The organism is Enterobacter sp. 4974935, assembly GCF_058661735.1.
Window position 1 is genome coordinate 841,018 of record NZ_JBZWGT010000003.1, and the last position, 16,777, is coordinate 857,794.

Annotated in this window: 16 protein-coding genes; 9 read left to right on the top strand and 7 right to left on the bottom strand. The window is 58.1% G+C overall.

Features of this window, described 5'->3' with window-relative positions; all coding sequences use genetic code 11:
- Window positions 1-1,380, top strand: a complete 1,380-nt coding sequence (locus tag AC4OVS_RS05270) for an amidohydrolase family protein (RefSeq protein WP_491922229.1) — start codon at window positions 1-3, stop codon at window positions 1,378-1,380.
- An 18-nt stretch (window positions 1,381-1,398) separates the two neighbouring features.
- On the opposite strand, the gene AC4OVS_RS05275 is transcribed toward AC4OVS_RS05270, so the two are convergent.
- On the bottom strand, window positions 1,399-2,319 hold the full coding sequence (locus AC4OVS_RS05275) for a LysR substrate-binding domain-containing protein (RefSeq protein ID WP_023323646.1): 921 nt from the start codon (window positions 2,317-2,319) through the stop codon (window positions 1,399-1,401).
- 215 nt (window positions 2,320-2,534) lie between these two features.
- Here AC4OVS_RS05275 and AC4OVS_RS05280 point away from each other — a divergent pair, with 215 nt between their 5' ends.
- The 5 genes from AC4OVS_RS05280 (at window position 2,535) to AC4OVS_RS05300 (ending at window position 7,314) form a co-directional block, all read left to right on the top strand.
- Window positions 2,535-3,866: an MFS transporter gene (locus AC4OVS_RS05280; RefSeq protein ID WP_058676724.1), complete on the top strand. Its 1,332-nt coding sequence runs from the start codon at window positions 2,535-2,537 to the stop codon at window positions 3,864-3,866.
- A 36-nt stretch (window positions 3,867-3,902) separates the two neighbouring features.
- Entirely contained in the window at window positions 3,903-4,652 is a 750-nt protein-coding gene (locus AC4OVS_RS05285; RefSeq protein WP_003862216.1) for an SDR family NAD(P)-dependent oxidoreductase, read from the top strand.
- 12 nt (window positions 4,653-4,664) lie between these two features.
- On the top strand, window positions 4,665-5,510 hold the full coding sequence (locus AC4OVS_RS05290; protein ID WP_022651707.1) for a transketolase: 846 nt from the start codon (window positions 4,665-4,667) through the stop codon (window positions 5,508-5,510).
- Complete coding sequence (locus AC4OVS_RS05295; protein ID WP_022651706.1) at window positions 5,510-6,508, top strand: transketolase family protein; 999 nt, start codon at window positions 5,510-5,512, stop codon at window positions 6,506-6,508. Before AC4OVS_RS05290 ends, AC4OVS_RS05295 begins: the two co-directional genes overlap by 1 nt.
- Before the next feature lie 74 nt (window positions 6,509-6,582).
- Entirely contained in the window at window positions 6,583-7,314 is a 732-nt protein-coding gene (locus tag AC4OVS_RS05300; RefSeq protein ID WP_023298437.1) for a class I SAM-dependent methyltransferase, read from the top strand.
- Here the strand turns inward: AC4OVS_RS05300 and AC4OVS_RS05305 are convergent.
- Window positions 7,311-7,913 carry a short chain dehydrogenase gene (locus AC4OVS_RS05305; RefSeq protein WP_023298436.1) on the bottom strand — a complete coding sequence of 201 codons (603 nt, stop codon included), beginning with the start codon at window positions 7,911-7,913 and terminating at the stop codon, window positions 7,311-7,313. The genes AC4OVS_RS05300 and AC4OVS_RS05305 overlap by 4 nt on opposite strands.
- Window positions 7,914-8,010: 97 nt before the next feature.
- On the opposite strand from AC4OVS_RS05305, the gene AC4OVS_RS05310 reads away from it, so the two are divergent.
- Together AC4OVS_RS05310 and AC4OVS_RS05315 are read left to right on the top strand one after the other, a co-directional pair.
- Window positions 8,011-8,898, top strand: a complete 888-nt coding sequence (locus AC4OVS_RS05310; protein ID WP_022649115.1) for a LysR substrate-binding domain-containing protein — start codon at window positions 8,011-8,013, stop codon at window positions 8,896-8,898.
- Between the two features lie 20 nt (window positions 8,899-8,918).
- Window positions 8,919-10,100: an aminotransferase-like domain-containing protein gene (locus tag AC4OVS_RS05315; protein ID WP_199008793.1), complete on the top strand. Its 1,182-nt coding sequence runs from the start codon at window positions 8,919-8,921 to the stop codon at window positions 10,098-10,100.
- Window positions 10,101-10,154: 54 nt separating this feature from the next.
- Here AC4OVS_RS05315 and AC4OVS_RS05320 read toward each other — a convergent pair whose 3' ends face one another.
- The gene (locus AC4OVS_RS05320) at window positions 10,155-10,574 is read right to left on the bottom strand and encodes a nuclear transport factor 2 family protein (RefSeq protein WP_023298434.1); all 420 of its coding nucleotides are present in this window, start codon (window positions 10,572-10,574) and stop codon (window positions 10,155-10,157) included.
- A 95-nt stretch (window positions 10,575-10,669) separates the two neighbouring features.
- Between AC4OVS_RS05320 and AC4OVS_RS05325 the strand changes: the two genes are divergently transcribed.
- A complete protein-coding gene (locus tag AC4OVS_RS05325; RefSeq protein WP_491922230.1) occupies window positions 10,670-11,401 on the top strand; it encodes a helix-turn-helix domain-containing protein in 732 nt (243 codons plus the stop codon).
- On the opposite strand, the gene nudI is transcribed toward AC4OVS_RS05325, so the two are convergent.
- The 4 genes from nudI to AC4OVS_RS05345 form a co-directional block, all read right to left on the bottom strand.
- On the bottom strand, window positions 11,373-11,798 hold the full coding sequence (nudI, locus tag AC4OVS_RS05330) for a nucleoside triphosphatase NudI (RefSeq protein ID WP_032625899.1): 426 nt from the start codon (window positions 11,796-11,798) through the stop codon (window positions 11,373-11,375). The genes AC4OVS_RS05325 and nudI overlap by 29 nt on opposite strands.
- A 133-nt stretch (window positions 11,799-11,931) precedes the next feature.
- Window positions 11,932-13,131, bottom strand: coding sequence for a beta-barrel domain-containing protein (locus AC4OVS_RS05335; RefSeq protein WP_022649110.1), 1,200 nt, complete (start codon window positions 13,129-13,131; stop codon window positions 11,932-11,934).
- A complete protein-coding gene (locus AC4OVS_RS05340; RefSeq protein WP_045308440.1) occupies window positions 13,112-15,304 on the bottom strand; it encodes a type I secretion system permease/ATPase in 2,193 nt (730 codons plus the stop codon). Before AC4OVS_RS05340 ends, AC4OVS_RS05335 begins: the two co-directional genes overlap by 20 nt.
- Window positions 15,301-16,704 (bottom strand): TolC family outer membrane protein, encoded by a 1,404-nt coding sequence (locus AC4OVS_RS05345; protein ID WP_063150995.1) that lies wholly within the window; start codon window positions 16,702-16,704, stop codon window positions 15,301-15,303. The genes AC4OVS_RS05340 and AC4OVS_RS05345 overlap by 4 nt, the downstream gene beginning before the upstream one ends.
- Window positions 16,705-16,777: the final 73 nt, after the last annotated feature.

The window sequence follows — 16,777 nt, forward strand, 5'->3', positions numbered from 1 at the left end:
ATGAGTGAGAATAAAAGCCGCCGCGAGTTTATTAGCCAGAGCGGTAAAATGGTTACCGCCTGCGCGCTGTTTGGCGCCACGGGTTCCGTCGCGTATGCTGCCGATTCTGCTAAGGCAACCTGCGTGACGGGTAAACCGATGAACATCATCGCAAAACATTACTATCTCGACAACGTGCTGCTGGAAGCCGGGTTTAACTTCGACGGCAGCGTGGCGACAAGCACCCGCACCGAGCTGAAAACGCTTGAGATCAAAGACGGGAAAATCGTCGCCCTGCGCGATAACAACAGCCACGCCGACGCGGCCCTGCCGCACTTCGATGCGGGCAAAAAGCTGATGCTCCCGGCGATGCGCGATATGCACATCCATCTGGACAAAACCTTCTATGGCGGCCCGTGGCGCTCCCTGAACCGTCCGGCGGGTACCACCATTCAGGACATGATCAGCCTGGAGCAGAAGTTGCTGCCGGAATTACAGCCTTACACGCAAGAACGCGCCGAAAAGCTGATCGACCTGATCCAGTCCAAAGGGTCCACCATCGCCCGCAGCCACTGCAACATAGAGCCGGTTTCCAGCCTGAAAAACCTGGAAAATTTGCAGGCGGTACTGGCGCGCCGAAGCCCAGGTTTTGACTGTGAAATCGTTGCCTTCCCGCAGCACGGTCTGCTGCTGTCGAATTCTGAAAAGCTGATGCGCGAGGCGATGCAGGCGGGGGCGCATTATGTGGGCGGGCTGGACCCAACCAGCGTCGACGGCGCGATGGAGAAATCCCTCGACACCATGTTCCAGATTGCGCTGGATTATGACAAAGGGGTGGATATCCATCTGCACGAAACCAGCCCGGCGGGCGTGGCGGCGGTGAACTACATGGTAGAAACCGTGGAGAAAACGCCGGCGCTGAAGGGGAAGCTGACCATCAGCCACGCCTTCGCGCTGGCGACGCTTAACGAACAGCAGGTGGATGAGATCTCCACCCGCATGGCGGCGCAGCAGGTGACCATCGCCTCGACCGTGCCGATTGGCACCCTGCACATGCCGCTGAAGCAGCTGCGTGAAAAAGGCGTGTTTGTCATGACCGGTACCGATAGCGTGATTGACCACTGGTCCCCGTACGGTCTGGGGGACATGCTGGAGAAAGCCAACCTCTACGCCCAGCTCTATATTCGCCCGAACGAACAGACGCTTTCGCGGGCGCTGGGCATCGCCACCGGCGACGTGCTGCCGCTGAACGACAAAGGTGAGCGCGTGTGGCCTAAAGCGCAGGACGACGCCAGCTTCGTGCTGGTGGATGCCTCCTGTTCCGCCGAGGCCGTGGCGCGTATCTCTCCGCGTACCGCGACGTTCCACAAGGGGAATCTGGTCTGGGGCACGGTCGCCTGACGCCACGTTGGGGTATCGCTACAGGTGATACCCCGACAATCGCAACTCACGGTCAATCCACTCGACGAACTGCTGGATCTTCCACGCGCGTTCGTTCATGTGCGGCATCACCAGATGGTGCGCGTTGATGGCGATACCCATTTCATCAGGCAGCACCTGCACCAGCGAGCCATCCTTCAGGTGATCGGTAGCCATCATTTTGCTCTCCAGAATAAACCCAAGCCCCATGCGCGCCGCTTCAAAGCTCATGTAGGAGCGGTCGAAGCTGAGGCTGAAATTAAGCCAGGGCCTGTCGATATTGTGCCAGGCGAACCATTTCTCCCAGTTCACCAGAGTGCTGGTGGACGAGATAAGCGATTGTTGCAGCAGATCGGCGGGCGTGCTGATGGGATGCTCTTCTGCATAGTCCGGCGAGGCCAATACCACCAGCGTGTCGTTTTTAATGGTCATCACCCGGTAGGCGTCCCAGTCCGGAATACCGTGACGGATATCAATGTCGATATTATCTCTGGCGAACTGTAGGTTCTCATAGGAGCAGGTGAGATTGATGGTGATATCAGGATATTCGGCGCGGAATCTGCCCAGACGGCGCAACAGCCAGGACAGCCCGAAGGTGGGGGAAGAGTGCACGCGAAGCACAGCATTGTCTTTTTCTTTCACGATTTGATCGGTGGCGCGCCCGATGGCGCTCATCGCCGCCGAGACCTCCCGCAGATATTTTTCTCCCGTCGGGGTGAGTTGAACCCCTTTGCCGCTGCGGATAAATAATTTCTTGCCCAGCCACGATTCCAGCGACGCGATCTGGTGGCTTACCGCCGAAGGCGTGACGTTGAGCTGTTCCGCCGCCTGATGGATGCTCAGGGCGTTAGCAACGGCGATAAACGCCTGCAAATTTCTGAGCGAGGGCAGCGATAACGTCTGGCGATCCTGCGCGGACATGGCCTACTCCTTACACGATAATTGATAAAAAACATAACATTGAGACTGCGAGCGGGCAATTTTATCCCGATGTTATTTTTTTGAGCTGTATCGCGAATCAAATTTATCTCAGCAATAAATGAGCTTTATTGAATGGCGTTTCATGGGTGAGCCGATATATTGACGTTGAACGCAATAATAAAACGACTCACGGTGTTCGAATAATGAGGTAAGTTATGTCTCGTATAGAACAAGCTGTCCCCTACATAAAGACTAAAAAAACCAATTACCGTTTCGTTGTGCTGGCATTAATTTTTATTGTTTATGCCATTAACTATGCTGACCGAACAAATATTGGTGCAGTACTGCCGTTTATCATTGACGAATTTCATATCAATAATTTCGAAGCCGGTGCCATCGCCAGCATGTTTTTTTTGGGATACGCCCTGAGCCAAATTCCTGCGGGCTTTTTTATTGCCAAAAAGGGAATTCGCGGCATGGTGGCACTGTCGATATTCGGCTTCTCTGCCTTTACCTGGCTGATGGGCACCGCAACCTCGGTTCTGGGCCTGAAGTGTATCCGCCTGGGGCTGGGGTTAACAGAGGGGCCGTGCCCGGTCGGACTGGCCTCCACCATCAATAACTGGTTTCCGCCAAAGGAGAAGGCCACTGCCACGGGCGTCTACATCGCCGCCACCATGTTCGCGCCCATCCTCGTGCCGCCGCTGGCAGTGTGGATCGCCATGACCTGGGGCTGGCGCTGGGTCTTCTTCTCCTTTGCGATCCCCGGTCTGGTCATTGCCGTCCTGTGGTATCTGCTGGTACGCACCAAGCCGTCCGAGAGCGCATTCGTCTCGAAAGCGGAGCTGGAGACCATTACCGCCGGTCAGGAGACCCCGGACGCCAGACAGGAAAATATCGTGATTTCACCAGGCTTTGCACGCCTCGATCGGCTGATCCGCGTGCGGGAATTAGCCCCGGTAAGCACGGTGAAAGGGCTGTTTACCTCGAAGAATATTCTCGGCGACTGCCTGGCCTATTTTATGATGGTCAGCGTGCTGTACGGACTGTTGACGTGGATCCCGCTCTATCTGGTGAAAGAGAAAGGCTTTACGTTTATGAGCATGGGGCTGGTCGCCAGCATGCCGTGCATCGGTGGATTTATCGGTGCGATTTTTGGCGGCTACGTCTCCGACAAACTGCTCGGCCGCCGACGTAAACCGACCATGATGTTTACCGCCATCAGCACCGTTTTAATGATGGTTATTATGCTGAATATTCCGCAAAGCACCGTCGCGGTTTGCGTCGGGTTATTTTTTGTCGGCCTCTGTCTGAATATCGGCTGGCCCGCTTTTACGGCTTATGGAATGGCTGTTGCGGACAGTAAAACCTATCCGATTGCCGCGTCCATTATCAATAGCGGCGGTAATCTCGGCGGATTTGTTTCCCCGATGCTGGCAGGTTATCTGCTGGATAAAACAGGTAGTTTTAATTCCGTGTTTATTTATTTCGGTATTTGCGCAGCCATTGGCTTAATTATGATTATGCTGCTGGAAGAACCGAAATAAAACATTAAATCTCTCTTGTCCGAATGGAGTAAATGTATGCTACTGAAAAATAAAGTCGCCGTTATTACCGGCGCGGCTTCCGTACGCGGTTTGGGTTTCGCTACGGCGAAATTATATGCTGAACAGGGTGCGAAAGTGGTGATTATCGATTTAAACGCTGAAGCCAGCCGGGCTGCCGCCGCGAGCCTGGGCGACGAACATCTGGGCCTTGCGGCGAACGTCAGCAATGAATTACAGGTTAATGCCGCCATTGAGCAGGTGCTGGGGAAATACGGGCGCATCGATATTCTGGTGAATAACGCCGGCATAACTCAGCCGATCAAGCTGATGGATATCAAACGCGAAAATTACGATGCGGTGCTTGACGTCAGCCTGCGCGGCACGCTGCTAATGTCCCAGGCGGTTATTCCCACTATGCGCGCGCAAAAGTCGGGCAGCATCGTCTGCATTTCATCGGTATCGGCCCAGCGCGGCGGCGGCATCTTTGGCGGCCCACACTACAGCGCTGCAAAAGCGGGTGTGCTGGGGCTGGCAAAAGCCATGGCGCGTGAGCTGGGGCCCGACAATGTGCGCGTAAACTGCATCACGCCGGGTCTTATCCAGACGGACATTACCGCAGGCAAGCTGAGCGATGAGATGAAAACGTCCATTCTGGCGGGCATTCCGCTTAACCGCCTCGGAGACGCGCAGGATATTGCCCGCGCCGCGCTGTTCCTCGGCAGCGACCTCTCTTCTTACTCCACCGGTATCACGCTCGACGTGAACGGCGGGATGCTGATCCATTAAGGAGATACGACGATGACGGATACCACAGTTCAACAGGTTGCCGCCGCGGCCTGGCGCATTCGCCGCTACGCGCTGCGCATGGGCGAAGTGCAGGGGCAGGGCTACATCGGGCAGGCGCTGGGCTATGCCGATGTGCTGGCCACCGCGTTTGCCCACGGGATGAACCTTAAGCCTGGCGAGCCGGAGTGGGAGGGGCGTGACCGTTTTTTGCTCTCTCACGGCCACTACGCCATTGCCTGTTACGCCGCCCTGATTGAAGCGGGGATCGTTCCTGAAGAGGAGCTGGAGACCTACGGCGCGGACGACAGCCGCCTGCCGATGTCCGGCATGGCAACCTACACGCCGGGCATGGAGATCTCCGGCGGTTCGCTGGGGCAGGGCTTAAGCATTGGCGTTGGCATGGCGCTGGGGCTGAAGCGCAAGCAGAGCGCGGCATGGGTCGTTAACTCCATGTCGGACGGCGAGCTGGACGAAGGGTCAACCTGGGAAGCTGCGATGTCGGCGGCACATCACGGCCTGTCGAACCTGATCGTGCTGGTGGACATTAACCGCCAGCAGGCGGATGGCAACTCGCACGCGATCCTCGGCTTTGAGCCGCTGGAAGATAAATGGACCTCCTTCGGCTGGTACGTGCAGCGCGTCAACGGCAACGATGTCCCTTCACTGGTAACGGCGTTTGATAACGCCAAACGCTACCCGGAAAACCAGCCGCGCGTCATTTTGTGCGACACGCTGATGGGCAAGGGCGTGCCGTTCCTTGAAAAGCGTGACAAGAACCATTTTATTCGCGTGGATGCTGACGAGTGGCAAAAGGCACTCGCTGTGCTGGATGCCAACAAACCTGAAGGAGTGCTGTAATGAGCCAGACCACGGAGAAAAAACCGCGTTTAACCACGTCGGCGATGATTGCCTCTATCGCGGAAGAGGGCCAGGAGACGCGAGCCGCACCGTTCGGCCACGCGCTGGTGAAGCTGGCGGAACAGCGACCGGAGGTCGTAGGCATGACTGCGGATCTGTCGAAGTACACCGATCTGCATATTTTCGCTCAGGCCTACCCGGAACGCTTCTTTCAGATGGGCATGGCCGAGCAGTTGTTAATGGGGGCCGCGGGCGGCATGGCGAAAGAGGGTTTTATTCCTTTCGCCACCACCTATGCCGTCTTCGCCACCCGCCGCGCCTACGATTTTATCCATCAGGTGATTGCTGAAGAGCACCTGAACGTGAAGATCTGCGCGGCGCTGCCGGGGCTAACCACCGGTTACGGGCCGAGCCACCAGGCGACGGAAGATATTGCGATTATGCGCGGTATTCCGGGCATGACGATTATCGATCCCTGTGACGCAATCGACACCGAACAGGCGGTGCCGGCGATGGCAGCGCACGATGGCCCTGTCTATATGCGCTTGCTGCGCGGCAAGGTGCCGGTGGTGCTGGACCAGTACAACTACCAGTTTAAGATTGGCAAAGCTGCGCTGCTGGAAGAGGGGAACGATGTCCTGATCGTCGCCTCAGGCCTGATGACCATGCGTGCCCTGGAGGCGGCGAAGCAGCTGCGTAAGGATAACGTCAGCGTGGCGGTGCTGCACTCGCCCACCATTAAGCCGCTGGACGAAGAGACGATCCTGGCGCAGGCTGCGAAGCCGGGACGGCTGGTCATCGTGGCGGAAAACCACAGCAGCGTAGGCGGGTTGTGCGAAGCCGTCGCGTCGCTGTTGATGCGCAACCGCGTGAACGTGGATTTCGATACCGTCGCGCTGCCGGACGCGTTCCTTGATGCGGGCGCGTTGCCCACCCTCCATGACCGCTACGGGATCTCAACCACAGCCATGGTGGAGAAAATCCGGCGCAGGCTGTGATTTATAAGACGGATACGTTGTCAACGGGCGAGGGGTGCTTTACCCTCGCCACTGTTGCGATAAAGGAGTCCGTTATGGCACAAAACATCTACGACAACCCGGCTTTTTTTGAAGGCTACGCCCAGCTTCCGCGCTCGGTTCAGGGGCTGGACGGCGCGCCAGAGTGGCCTGCGCTTAAGGCGATGCTGCCGGATTTAACCGGCACATCGGTTATCGATCTTGGGTGCGGCTACGGCTGGTTCTGCCGCGTGGCGCGCGAGCTGGGCGCTTGTGACGTCACGGGCGTCGATATCTCTGAAAAGATGCTCGCCCGCGCGGCAGAACTGACGGATGACACGCAGATCCACTATCAGCGTAGCGATCTGGAATCTCTTCAGCTTCGCGAAAACAGTCTCGATCTGGTCTACAGCTCGCTGGCGCTGCACTATCTGCCGGAACTGGATGCGTTATTCGCCAGGGTGCAGCGTGCGCTTAAACCCGGCGGCAGCCTGGTTTTCTCGATGGAGCACCCGATTTATACCTGCGCCACCCGTCAGGGCTGGCTCACCGACGACAACGGTGAGCGGTTCTGGGGCGTGAACCATTATCAGGACGAAGGCAAGCGCGTCAGCAACTGGCTGGCAGAGGGGGTAATCAAATACCACCGCACGCTGGGTACCACGCTTAACGCGTTGATCAAGGCCGGATTGACGATAAGCGAAGTCAATGAGTGGGGACCAACGCAGGCGCAGGTTGACGCCTGGCCCGCGCTGGCCGAAGAGGCGGAACGCCCGATGCTGGTGCTGATCGCCGCCCGTAAGGCTTAATAGCCGACTTTATATACCCGCCCGCTCTGTACCCCTTCCACGCTGCGGCGGTAGGCCTGCGCAACGGTCGCAGCGGGAACGCTTTCAAAGCCCGGGAAGAAGCCATCATATGCTTCGACGGATTCCGTCAGCACCGTCGGGCTGATCAGGTTAATGCGGATCCCGCGCGGCAGTTCACAGGCCGCGGCGCGCACAAACCCTTCCAGCGCCGCGTTTACGGTGGTGGCATTGACGCCCTGAGCAATCGGTTCGTGCGCCACAATCCCGCTTATCAGCGTGATCGAGCCGCCTTCGTTCAGGAAGTGCTGGCCGGTCAGCGCCAGACGAACCTGCCCCAGTAGCTTATCCTGCAAGCCCCGGTTGAACTCGCCGTCGGTCATGGTTGCGAGCGGGCCGAAGTGTACCCCACCGCTGGCGGAGACAATCGCATCCACCGGGCCGATCTTTTCGAACAGCGCCTGTACGCTCGCCTGCGAGGTGATATCCACCTGATGCTCGCCCTGCGTGCGACCCACGCGGATCGTCTCGTGGCGTTGGCTTAACTCTTCTGTGACTGCACGACCGACCGTACCGCTGGCACCAATAATGACGATTTTCATAGCAGACTCCTTATGTTGTGAGTCTTCATTCTTTAATAAATAAAAACTCAGATAAACTGGGCTAACGTTAGAAGATTACTAACCAGAGGTTTGGAATATGGATAAGCTTCGCGGGATGGAGACGTTCATCGCGGTGGTGGAAAGCGGCAGCTTCACCGGCGCGGCGGCCCGGCTGGAGATGTCGGCGGTGATGGTCGGGAAGTATATTGCGCTGCTGGAATCGCAGCTCGGCACGCGGCTACTGGAACGCAACACCCGACGCCAGAGCCTGACCGACGCCGGACGCGTTTATTTCGAAGAGGCCAGGCGCGTGCTGGAGCAGGTCTCCATTGCTGAAAACGCAGTTGAACGTCTGCGAGCCACGCCCGCCGGCACCCTGCGCGTGACGGCACCCACCTCGTTTGGCGGCTGCGTTATCGCGCCTCTGACGGCCACGTTTTTACAGCGCTACCCGCAAGTGCGCATCGAACTGGATCTCACCAACCGAATGGTGGATCTGGTGGAGGAAGGGGTCGATCTGGCCATTCGCATCGGGGAGATCCGAAATGAGGATCTGGTGGCGAAATACCTGTGTCCCTACAACATGACGATCTGCGCCGCGCCGGAATATCTGGCGCGTCACGGTACGCCGCAAACGCCAGCCGATCTGGTGGATCACCTGTGTCTGTCGCACACGGTATGGACGGCGCGTAACGAGTGGCGGCTGCCCGGTGTGGAAGGCGAGGTGCGCTGGAAGCGTGATGCCGTCTTACGATGCAATGACGGCTACGGCTTACGCATGGCGGCGCGAGCCGGGGCAGGACTATTGCTGCAACCGGAAGTGCTGGTGGCTGAAGAGCTGGCAAACGGCAGGCTGGTTCGGGTTCTGGAAGCGTTTACGCCCGCGCCGAGGCCGGTGCATTTATTGTGGCGCCAGGATTTGCGTCCGCTGCCTAAGCTAACGGAATTTATTGCCCATATTCTGCTAAGATTGGGCACAATATAAAAAAAGAAGGTAAGTAAAGAATGTCTGCAAATAAACTCGCCAGCAGCGCGCAGGGCCTGCAATCCTCTGCCATCCGTGAATTATTAAAACATAGCAAAATGGCAGGCGTGATTTCGCTGGGGGGCGGTATTCCAAACCCGGATCTGTTCGATCATGAAGGTTTAAAAATTGCCGCTGATGCCGTGCTGTCTCAGCATTTTGGCGAAGCGTTCCAGTACGGCCTGACGGAAGGCGTCCCGGGGCTGCGCGAAGAGATCCAACGCATCTGTGAAGGTCGCGGCATCGCCTGTAAAGCCGATGACGTGGTCATTACATCCGGCTCTCAACAGTCGCTTGACGTGCTGGCGCGTGCGTTAATTAACCCGGGCGATACGGTCGTCGTTGAGCGTCCGACCTACCTCGCCGCGTTGCAGGTCTTTGGCCTGGCACAGGCGAATTTTGAATCCGTCGGCACCGACGGCGACGGCATGAAAGTAGATGAACTTGAAGCGCTGGTGGCAACCAAAACCATCAAAGCGGTTTATATCGTGCCAACCTTTGGTAACCCGGGCGGCGTGACGCTCTCCGAGGCGCGGCGTAAACAGCTGGTGGAATTATCGAAGCGCTATGACTTCGTGATTATCGAAGACGATCCGTACAGCGAAATCAACTATACCGAAGAAGCGTTCCGCCCGCTGATTGCTCATGCCAAAGATATCGACAATGAGGATAACGTGGTGTACACCTCCACCTTCTCTAAAATCCTCGCGCCGGGCACCCGTGTGGGCTGGGTGCTGGTGCCGGAGTGGCTGAAGCGTGCGGTGGTGAACCTCAAGCAAACCACCGATCTGCACACCAGCACGCTGTCGCAGCTGATGACGTACGAATATCTGAAAACCGGTCGTCTGGCGAATCAGATTAAAATGATCCGCGAAGCCTATCGCCAGAAATACCAGACCTTTGCCAGTGAACTGGAAGCGGAGCTGGGCGATGTGATGTCGTTCCACAAGCCAAAGGGCGGCATGTTCCTGTGGGCGAAAATGAATAACGGCATCAATACGACGAAATGGCTGGAAAAAACGTTGAGCAACGGCGTCGTGTTTGTGCCGGGTGAGTTCTTCTACTGCAACGAGCCGGACCACACCACGCTGCGCATGTCTTTCGTTACCCCAACGGATGAGCAGCTTAAAGAAGCGGTTCGACGTCTGAAAATTTCCCTGTAAGCGGATGCGCATAATGGCAGATGCCGTTATGCGCTGTTCCCGTGTAGGGTAAGGTTATTGCGTGGCGTGGGCGAGGGTGCGGTCAAATGCATCGCCGTCTGGCGCCTGTGTGACTTCATGGATCCGACAAATTTTCCCCTCGCGCAGCGTGGCAAACATATACACCTCTAATTCTGCCTGGCGACCATCCGGATATGTCACGGCCACTCTGTGCCGGTCTGCCACACATTCGTTATGGCAACATAACGCTTCCACGGTAAACGTAATCTCGCGGATCTGCGCACGCACATGGTTCAGGTGTTTCATAAATCCCTGATAATCAAGCATGTGACCGTCCGTAACCTGCTGGTAGTCGGGCGTAAACACCTCTGCCGGATCTACATTGCCATTGAATAAGCGGGTTAACAGACAGGCCATTTGCTCGCGCTGCGCGGTGTTGTCGGGCTGGTTTATCAGGGATGTAATGATGGTCATGTTAGCTCCTCGTGATGTTGAGCCGCTATTATCCTTGACAGCATAAGGCGTAGTTTCTGTAATAAGTCGAAGAATAACGATTTTCGGTCAAATTCATGCTGACAACTGAGAGGCTTGTTCATCCCGGCGGCTATCACACACCGTGGCACAGCCATCATGCCGGCCAGCTCTGGCGCATTGCTGCGGGGCTGCTGGTGATTGAGACGCCGCTGGGGCGTTCGGTGGTACCCGCAAAACATATCGGCTGGATCCCGCCTGGTCAGCAGCACGCTGCCTTTTCGGAAAGTGCGATTGAAGGTTGCGCTGTCTATCTTGACCCTGCCCATTGTGAAGGGCTTCCGGAAAAGGCCACGCTTTTCGAGTCGGACGATTTTACCGATGCACTGTTTTCCCGTTTAAGCGTTGCCGGAAGTGAATACGATCCCCGAAAGCTCATCCTGCTGCTGGAGGAGTTGGTTCTGGCGTCTCAGGTCCGCTTTTATCTGCCCGTACCGACCGATCCCCGGCTGAAAAATGTGGTCAGGAAACTGCTGCAATCCGTCGATGATAATCAGACGGTGGAAAGCCATGCCAGCCGTGCCGGGATGAGCGTACGTACATTCAACCGGCGGTTTAGCGCGGAGACGGGGATGAACTTCGTCAACTGGCGCCAGCTGGCGCGCGTCATGCAGGCGATGGAGTGGCTGGCGGCGGGGAAGCCGGTGGGGTGGATTGCGCTCTCGTGCGGATACAACAGCGTCAGCGCATTTATTGAAGTTTTCAGAACGTGGACCGGTAAAACGCCGGGGCAGTGGGCGATTAAAGAAGGCCCTTTTGCGCAAAGGTAATGCGCGTGGCCTCGTTGAGATCCAGCTCTCTTAACGATTCCGGATAAACCCAGGCGATCTCCTGAAACTCGTCGTTAAACGTAACATCCCGATTGGCGCTGATGCAGTCGAAGATCAGATAAATCATATAAATTTCCTCGGTGGTACCCTCGGCGTAAGTTTTGACCCTGATGTCATCGCGAAAAGCCCAGGGCTTGACGTCGATAATGTCCAGCGCGTCGCCCAGCTCCTCACGGACTTCACGGCGCAGCGCCTGTTCCATGGTTTCGCCGGGTTCCATTCCACCACCGCAGAGTGCCCACTGACCGGGGAATACACCGCGATCGTCGGCCATTTTACATAGCAGGTAGGCTCCGTCATTCTGGATGATGGGGCAGACAATGGTTCGTTGGCGCATGATTTCTTCCTGAAAAATGAATTTGGGCTACTATAGCAGATTGGTGATGGAGATCATGTTAAGTGTGTTGGATCCTCATCACTCGGAACAGCGGTGTAGGCCGGGTAAGGCGAAGCCGCCACCCGGCGTTTGACTACCGTTCCCTCAGCGCCTCCTTCGCCCGGTTAAACGGCTTAATCAGATAATCCAGCACCGTTTTCTCCCCGGTCTTAATATCCACCGTCGCAATCATCCCCGGCACAATCGAAAAGTGCCTGCCCGCCTTGTTCACCAGATAATCCTGGCTTGTGCGAATGAATACACGGTAGTAGAACACCTCCGGCTTCGCTTCGTCCTGAATGGTGTCCGGCGAAATGGTCTCCACCACCCCGTGCAGCCCGCCGTAAATCGCGTAATCGTAGGCGGTGATTTTCACCAGCGCCTCCTGATTAGGATGGATAAAGGCGATATCCCGGGGCGAGAGGCGGGTTTCAATCAGCAGGTGATCGTCCACCGGCACAATCTCCATTAACTCGCCGTTGGGCGGTATGACGCCGCCGATGGTGGTCACCTTGATGTTTTTCACGATCCCGCGCACCGGCGACTTCACCGTCAGGCGGGTAACGGAATCCTCGCGGCCTTTCAGGATCGCTGACACCATATCCACCTCGGCGTTGGCCTTCGACAGCGCTTCACGGGCCTGCACGTAATACTGGGAACGTACGTCGGTGAGCTTCAGCTCCAGGTCGCTTTTCTGCCGTTGCAGGCGCAGCACTTCCACGTGGCTGGCGGCACCGGTTTTCACCAGCCGTTGAGTGATCGCCAGTTCTTTATTGGCGAGCGCTAACGCGGAGCGGAGTTCACGCTGCGTATCCTCCAGCTGGGCGCGGCGAGAGTTGTAAAGCCGCGTTTCTGCGGCGGTCAGGTCGGTCCATTTCGCCAGGGAAGGCGGGAATTTCAGCGGGAGATCGTTCACCTCGGCGTACAGGCGCACGCTGGAGGCCAGCGACGCGCGGTAACGCGCCGCGCTTTCGCCGACGTTAGATTCCGAGCGGGTAGGATCCAGCCGCGCCAGCACCTGTCCGGCCTGCACCTGATCCCCTTCGTGTACGTTCAGTTCGGTGAGGATCCCCCCATCCAGCGACTGCAATACCTGCTCGCGTGAACTGGGGATCACTTTTCCGGTGCCGGTTGAGACTTCATCCAGCACCCCGAACCACGCCCAGACGCCGAGCACCACAAACATCAGCAGGGAGAAGAAAACGATGCGCCGGGCACCGGTATAACCGCTCTCGGAGTCGAGCGCGTTATCCAGATCTTCTACTGCGGCAACGTCACGCTGATTGATTTTCATTATTCCACTCCCGTCCGGTTGCCTGCTGCTGTTGCTGCATACGGCTGTTGTTCAGCGCCTGCGCTTTTGGCGCGTCCATCACCAGCATGCCATCTTTGAGTACCACCACGCGCTCCACCAGCTCCAGTACCGGCACGCGGTGGGTCGCGACAACCAGCGTGCGGTTGCCGAGCCACGCCCCGAGACGTTGAATAAATTCCCGCTCGGTATGTTCATCAAGGGAGGCGGTCGGTTCATCCATCAGCACGATATTCGGGTCGCGCAGCAGCATCCGCGCCAGCAGAATAGACTGCCGCTGCCCGCCGGACAGCCCGACGCCGTTCTCCATAATCGGGTAATCCAGCCCCTTTGGCAGCTTCTGCACAAAGCTGGCCGCGCCGCACATCTCCAGCACCTCGAAGATCTCTTCATCGGTGGCGCGCGGCATACCGAGCGTGATGTTCTCGCGCAGGGTGCCGTAAAACAGCCGGGCGTTTTGGGTCATAAAGCCGACGTTTCTCCGCACGTCAGCCACGTCCAGATGCGGCAGGCTGAGGTTGTCGAGCCGCAGTTCACCGCCCGCCAGATCCATCCCGCCCGCCATCGCCTGCAACAGGGTTGATTTACCCGCGCCGTTGCGCCCGAGGATCGCCACTTTTTCGCCCGCTTTGATCTCCAGGCGGTTAATGCGCAGCGCCATGCGGGGATCTTCCGGGTGATAGCGGAACTGCGCCTGCTCGAAAAGATAGTGGCCGCGCAGCACGTCCTGGCGGATCGGCGTCTCTTCGCGCTGGTTCTCGGTCGGCAGCTGCATAATGCTGTCCAGCCCCTCTTTGGCCGCCTTCACCTGCTGCCAGCGGGCCAGCACGCCGCACAGCGTCGCCATCGGGGCGATCATCCGTGAGGCGAGCATCGAGGCGGCCACCACCGAACCGGTGGTTAAGGTGCCGTCGATCACCATCGGTGCGCCCACCACGATCACCCCGGCATAGACCAGGCTCTGAATGGTCATCCCCCAGCTGATCAGGTTCTGCGTCAGTTCGCGGGTGCGCAGGCCGGATTCGGCGGTGATCTGGATATAGCTGTTCCACTGCTGCAAAAAGCGGTTCTCCGCCTGCATCAGCTTGATGTCCTCCAGCCCCTGCACGCTCTCCACCAGCACCGCGTTGCGCAGGGTAGATTCATGCGCCGACTGCTTCGCCAGCTCCGCCAGCTTCTTTTGCAGCAGCAGGCCAGGCAGGACCATAATCACCGCCGCCACCGGGGCGATCCACGCCAGCTGCGGGGCGATGATCGCCAGCACAATCACAAACAGGATAAAGAACGGCAGATCGACGATGGTGGAAATGGTGGAGGAGGTGACCATCTCGCGGATCTGCTCCAGCTCGCGCAGCTGGGAGATAAAGCTGCCGGTGGAGCGCGGAATGGCGCTATGGCGTAGCCGCAGCGCGTGGCCGAAGACCCGATCCGAGACGCGCATATCCGAGCGTTTGCCCAGCAGATCCATAATGTGCCCGCGCGCCACGCGCAGCACAAAACCAAACAGCGTGGCGATCAGTACCCCAATGGTCAGTACGTAGAGCGTCGGGTAGGACTGGGCGGGGATCACCCGGTCATACACCTGCATGGAAAAGACAATGCCGGAGAGGGAGAGCACGTTGATAAACAGCGCCGCCAGCATCACCCAGCTGTAAGGGCGAAGGTCGCGCATCACCAGCCGGTAGAGCCAGTCCGGGCGGTATTTTGAGATATAGGCGTCCACGCGGCTGTCCTTCAGCGCCGCCAGCGGACGCAGGGCGATGACGTGGCGGATGGCAGGCAGCATCGCGCTCATCGACAGGCGGTTGGTGTGCGTGCTGTCGTCGAAAAAGCTGACCTCAAGCGTATCCTCGCCGTCGAAATTGTCGATCACGCCGATTTTACCGTCGTTTAGCTCTACCACCACCGGCAGACGCCAGCTGTTGATGGCGTGCTGATCGGCCGTCAGCAGCTGGAACGTCAGCCCGGCTTCACGGGCGAGCTGCGTCAGCGCGGGCACCATCGGTTTGCCTTTCAGCCACGGCGCGCCCGCGATCAGCGAGCCTGGCGAGCAGGCAACGCGATAGCGCGTCGCCACATAGCCAAACGCCTGCGCCCACTGCTCCAGCGCCTCATCCGTCATGTTTTCACCCTGCGGAATATCGCGTTGCTTCATGGCTGGATCTCCACGGTCTGGATGGTGCGGTTTTCAAGATCGAACGCCTGACGTATGCGCCCGGTTTGGTAGAGACAGTTCAGCTGAAGCTGGCGGAGCTGTCCGGCGGTTTGCTGCTGGGTAAAGCGCGCCTGATACACCTCCTGCTCGGCGTTGAGCACGTCGAGCAGCGGGCGGGAACCAAGATCGAGATACTGCTGCTGATACAGCTCGCGGGTACGGGCGCTGAGCGCTTCCTGGCGGCCCTGGATCTGAAGCGTGCTCATCAGGCTCATCACCTGGCTGCGCGCTTCCAGCAGTTTTTGCCGCACCTCAAGACGGGTGCGCTGAATGGTGGACTGGGCCGATTCCACCGCGTGTCCGGCGGCGTTACGCCGGGCGGTGAGGCCGCCGCCCTGATAGAGCGGCATCTGCACTTTTACCCACGCGGAGTACTGGGTGCGGTCCCGCGTTTCGTTGCCTGAGTAGCGGTCGTTAAGATAGTGGCGGACTTCCGGCTCCAGCGAGACGGTAGGGGTCATCTGCGCGTTGGCATAGTCGAGATTGGCCTGCGCGACGTTGGCCTGCGCCCAGGCCGCTAAAACCGAGGGCACCAGGCGATCGTCCGGCTCGGCAATATCGCAGCTGCGGGCCAGACTTTGCGGAAATTCGTTGCTGACCGCGTTCAGGCTGTCCCAGCCCAGCATGCTCATCAGCGTGGCGCGTGAGCTGTCGAGGCTGGCCTGATACTGCATCAGCTGCGCTCGCGCGCCTTCGATACGGGCATCGGTCTGCACCACGTCAGAGAGCGACGTGGCGCCTTCGTCATTACGCAGCTTCGTCAGTGTGCCGATGGAGGTCAGGGCGTCCAGCTGTTCTTTAGCGGTCTCGACCATCTGCTGCCAGGTCTGCACCTGCACCATAGCGATGGCGGTATCGTGGGCGATAGTGTCGATGCTCACCAGCACGTTGGCCTGCTGCTGGGCGACGCCCGCGTTTTCGGCGCGCACCTGGCTTGCGACTTTGCCGAAGTCGTAAAGCATTTGCGAAAGAGAAAGCACCAGCGAGGGGGTAAAGCCATTATCGTCGCCGTCGTGGCTATAGCCGTTATCCATGCCGGCGTTAATTTGCGGATAATATTTCGATTTGGCGACGTCCACATTTTCGCTCTGCTGATAAAGTTTGCCGACGGCTTCACTGATGGCCGGATGCCAGGTCACGGCGCGGTTTACGGCTTCATCCAGCTGTAGCGTGCCGGGGGCGGCTTTGCTGGCTACGGGCGCCACGCGGCCATTTAAAGAGGGGAGTTCCTGCGTTTCGCTTAATTGTCCGGTATTAATCATCGCCGCAGGGTTTGCCGCGATAGCGGGCACAGATATCAGGCAGCACGAGAGCCACCAGTAAGGCATCTTCTTTCCCATGTCTTGTCCCTAATAAAAAAGTACTGCTTTTTTGTTTATGCCCGGGCGCTGTGCGCGCCCGGGTCATTTCTTG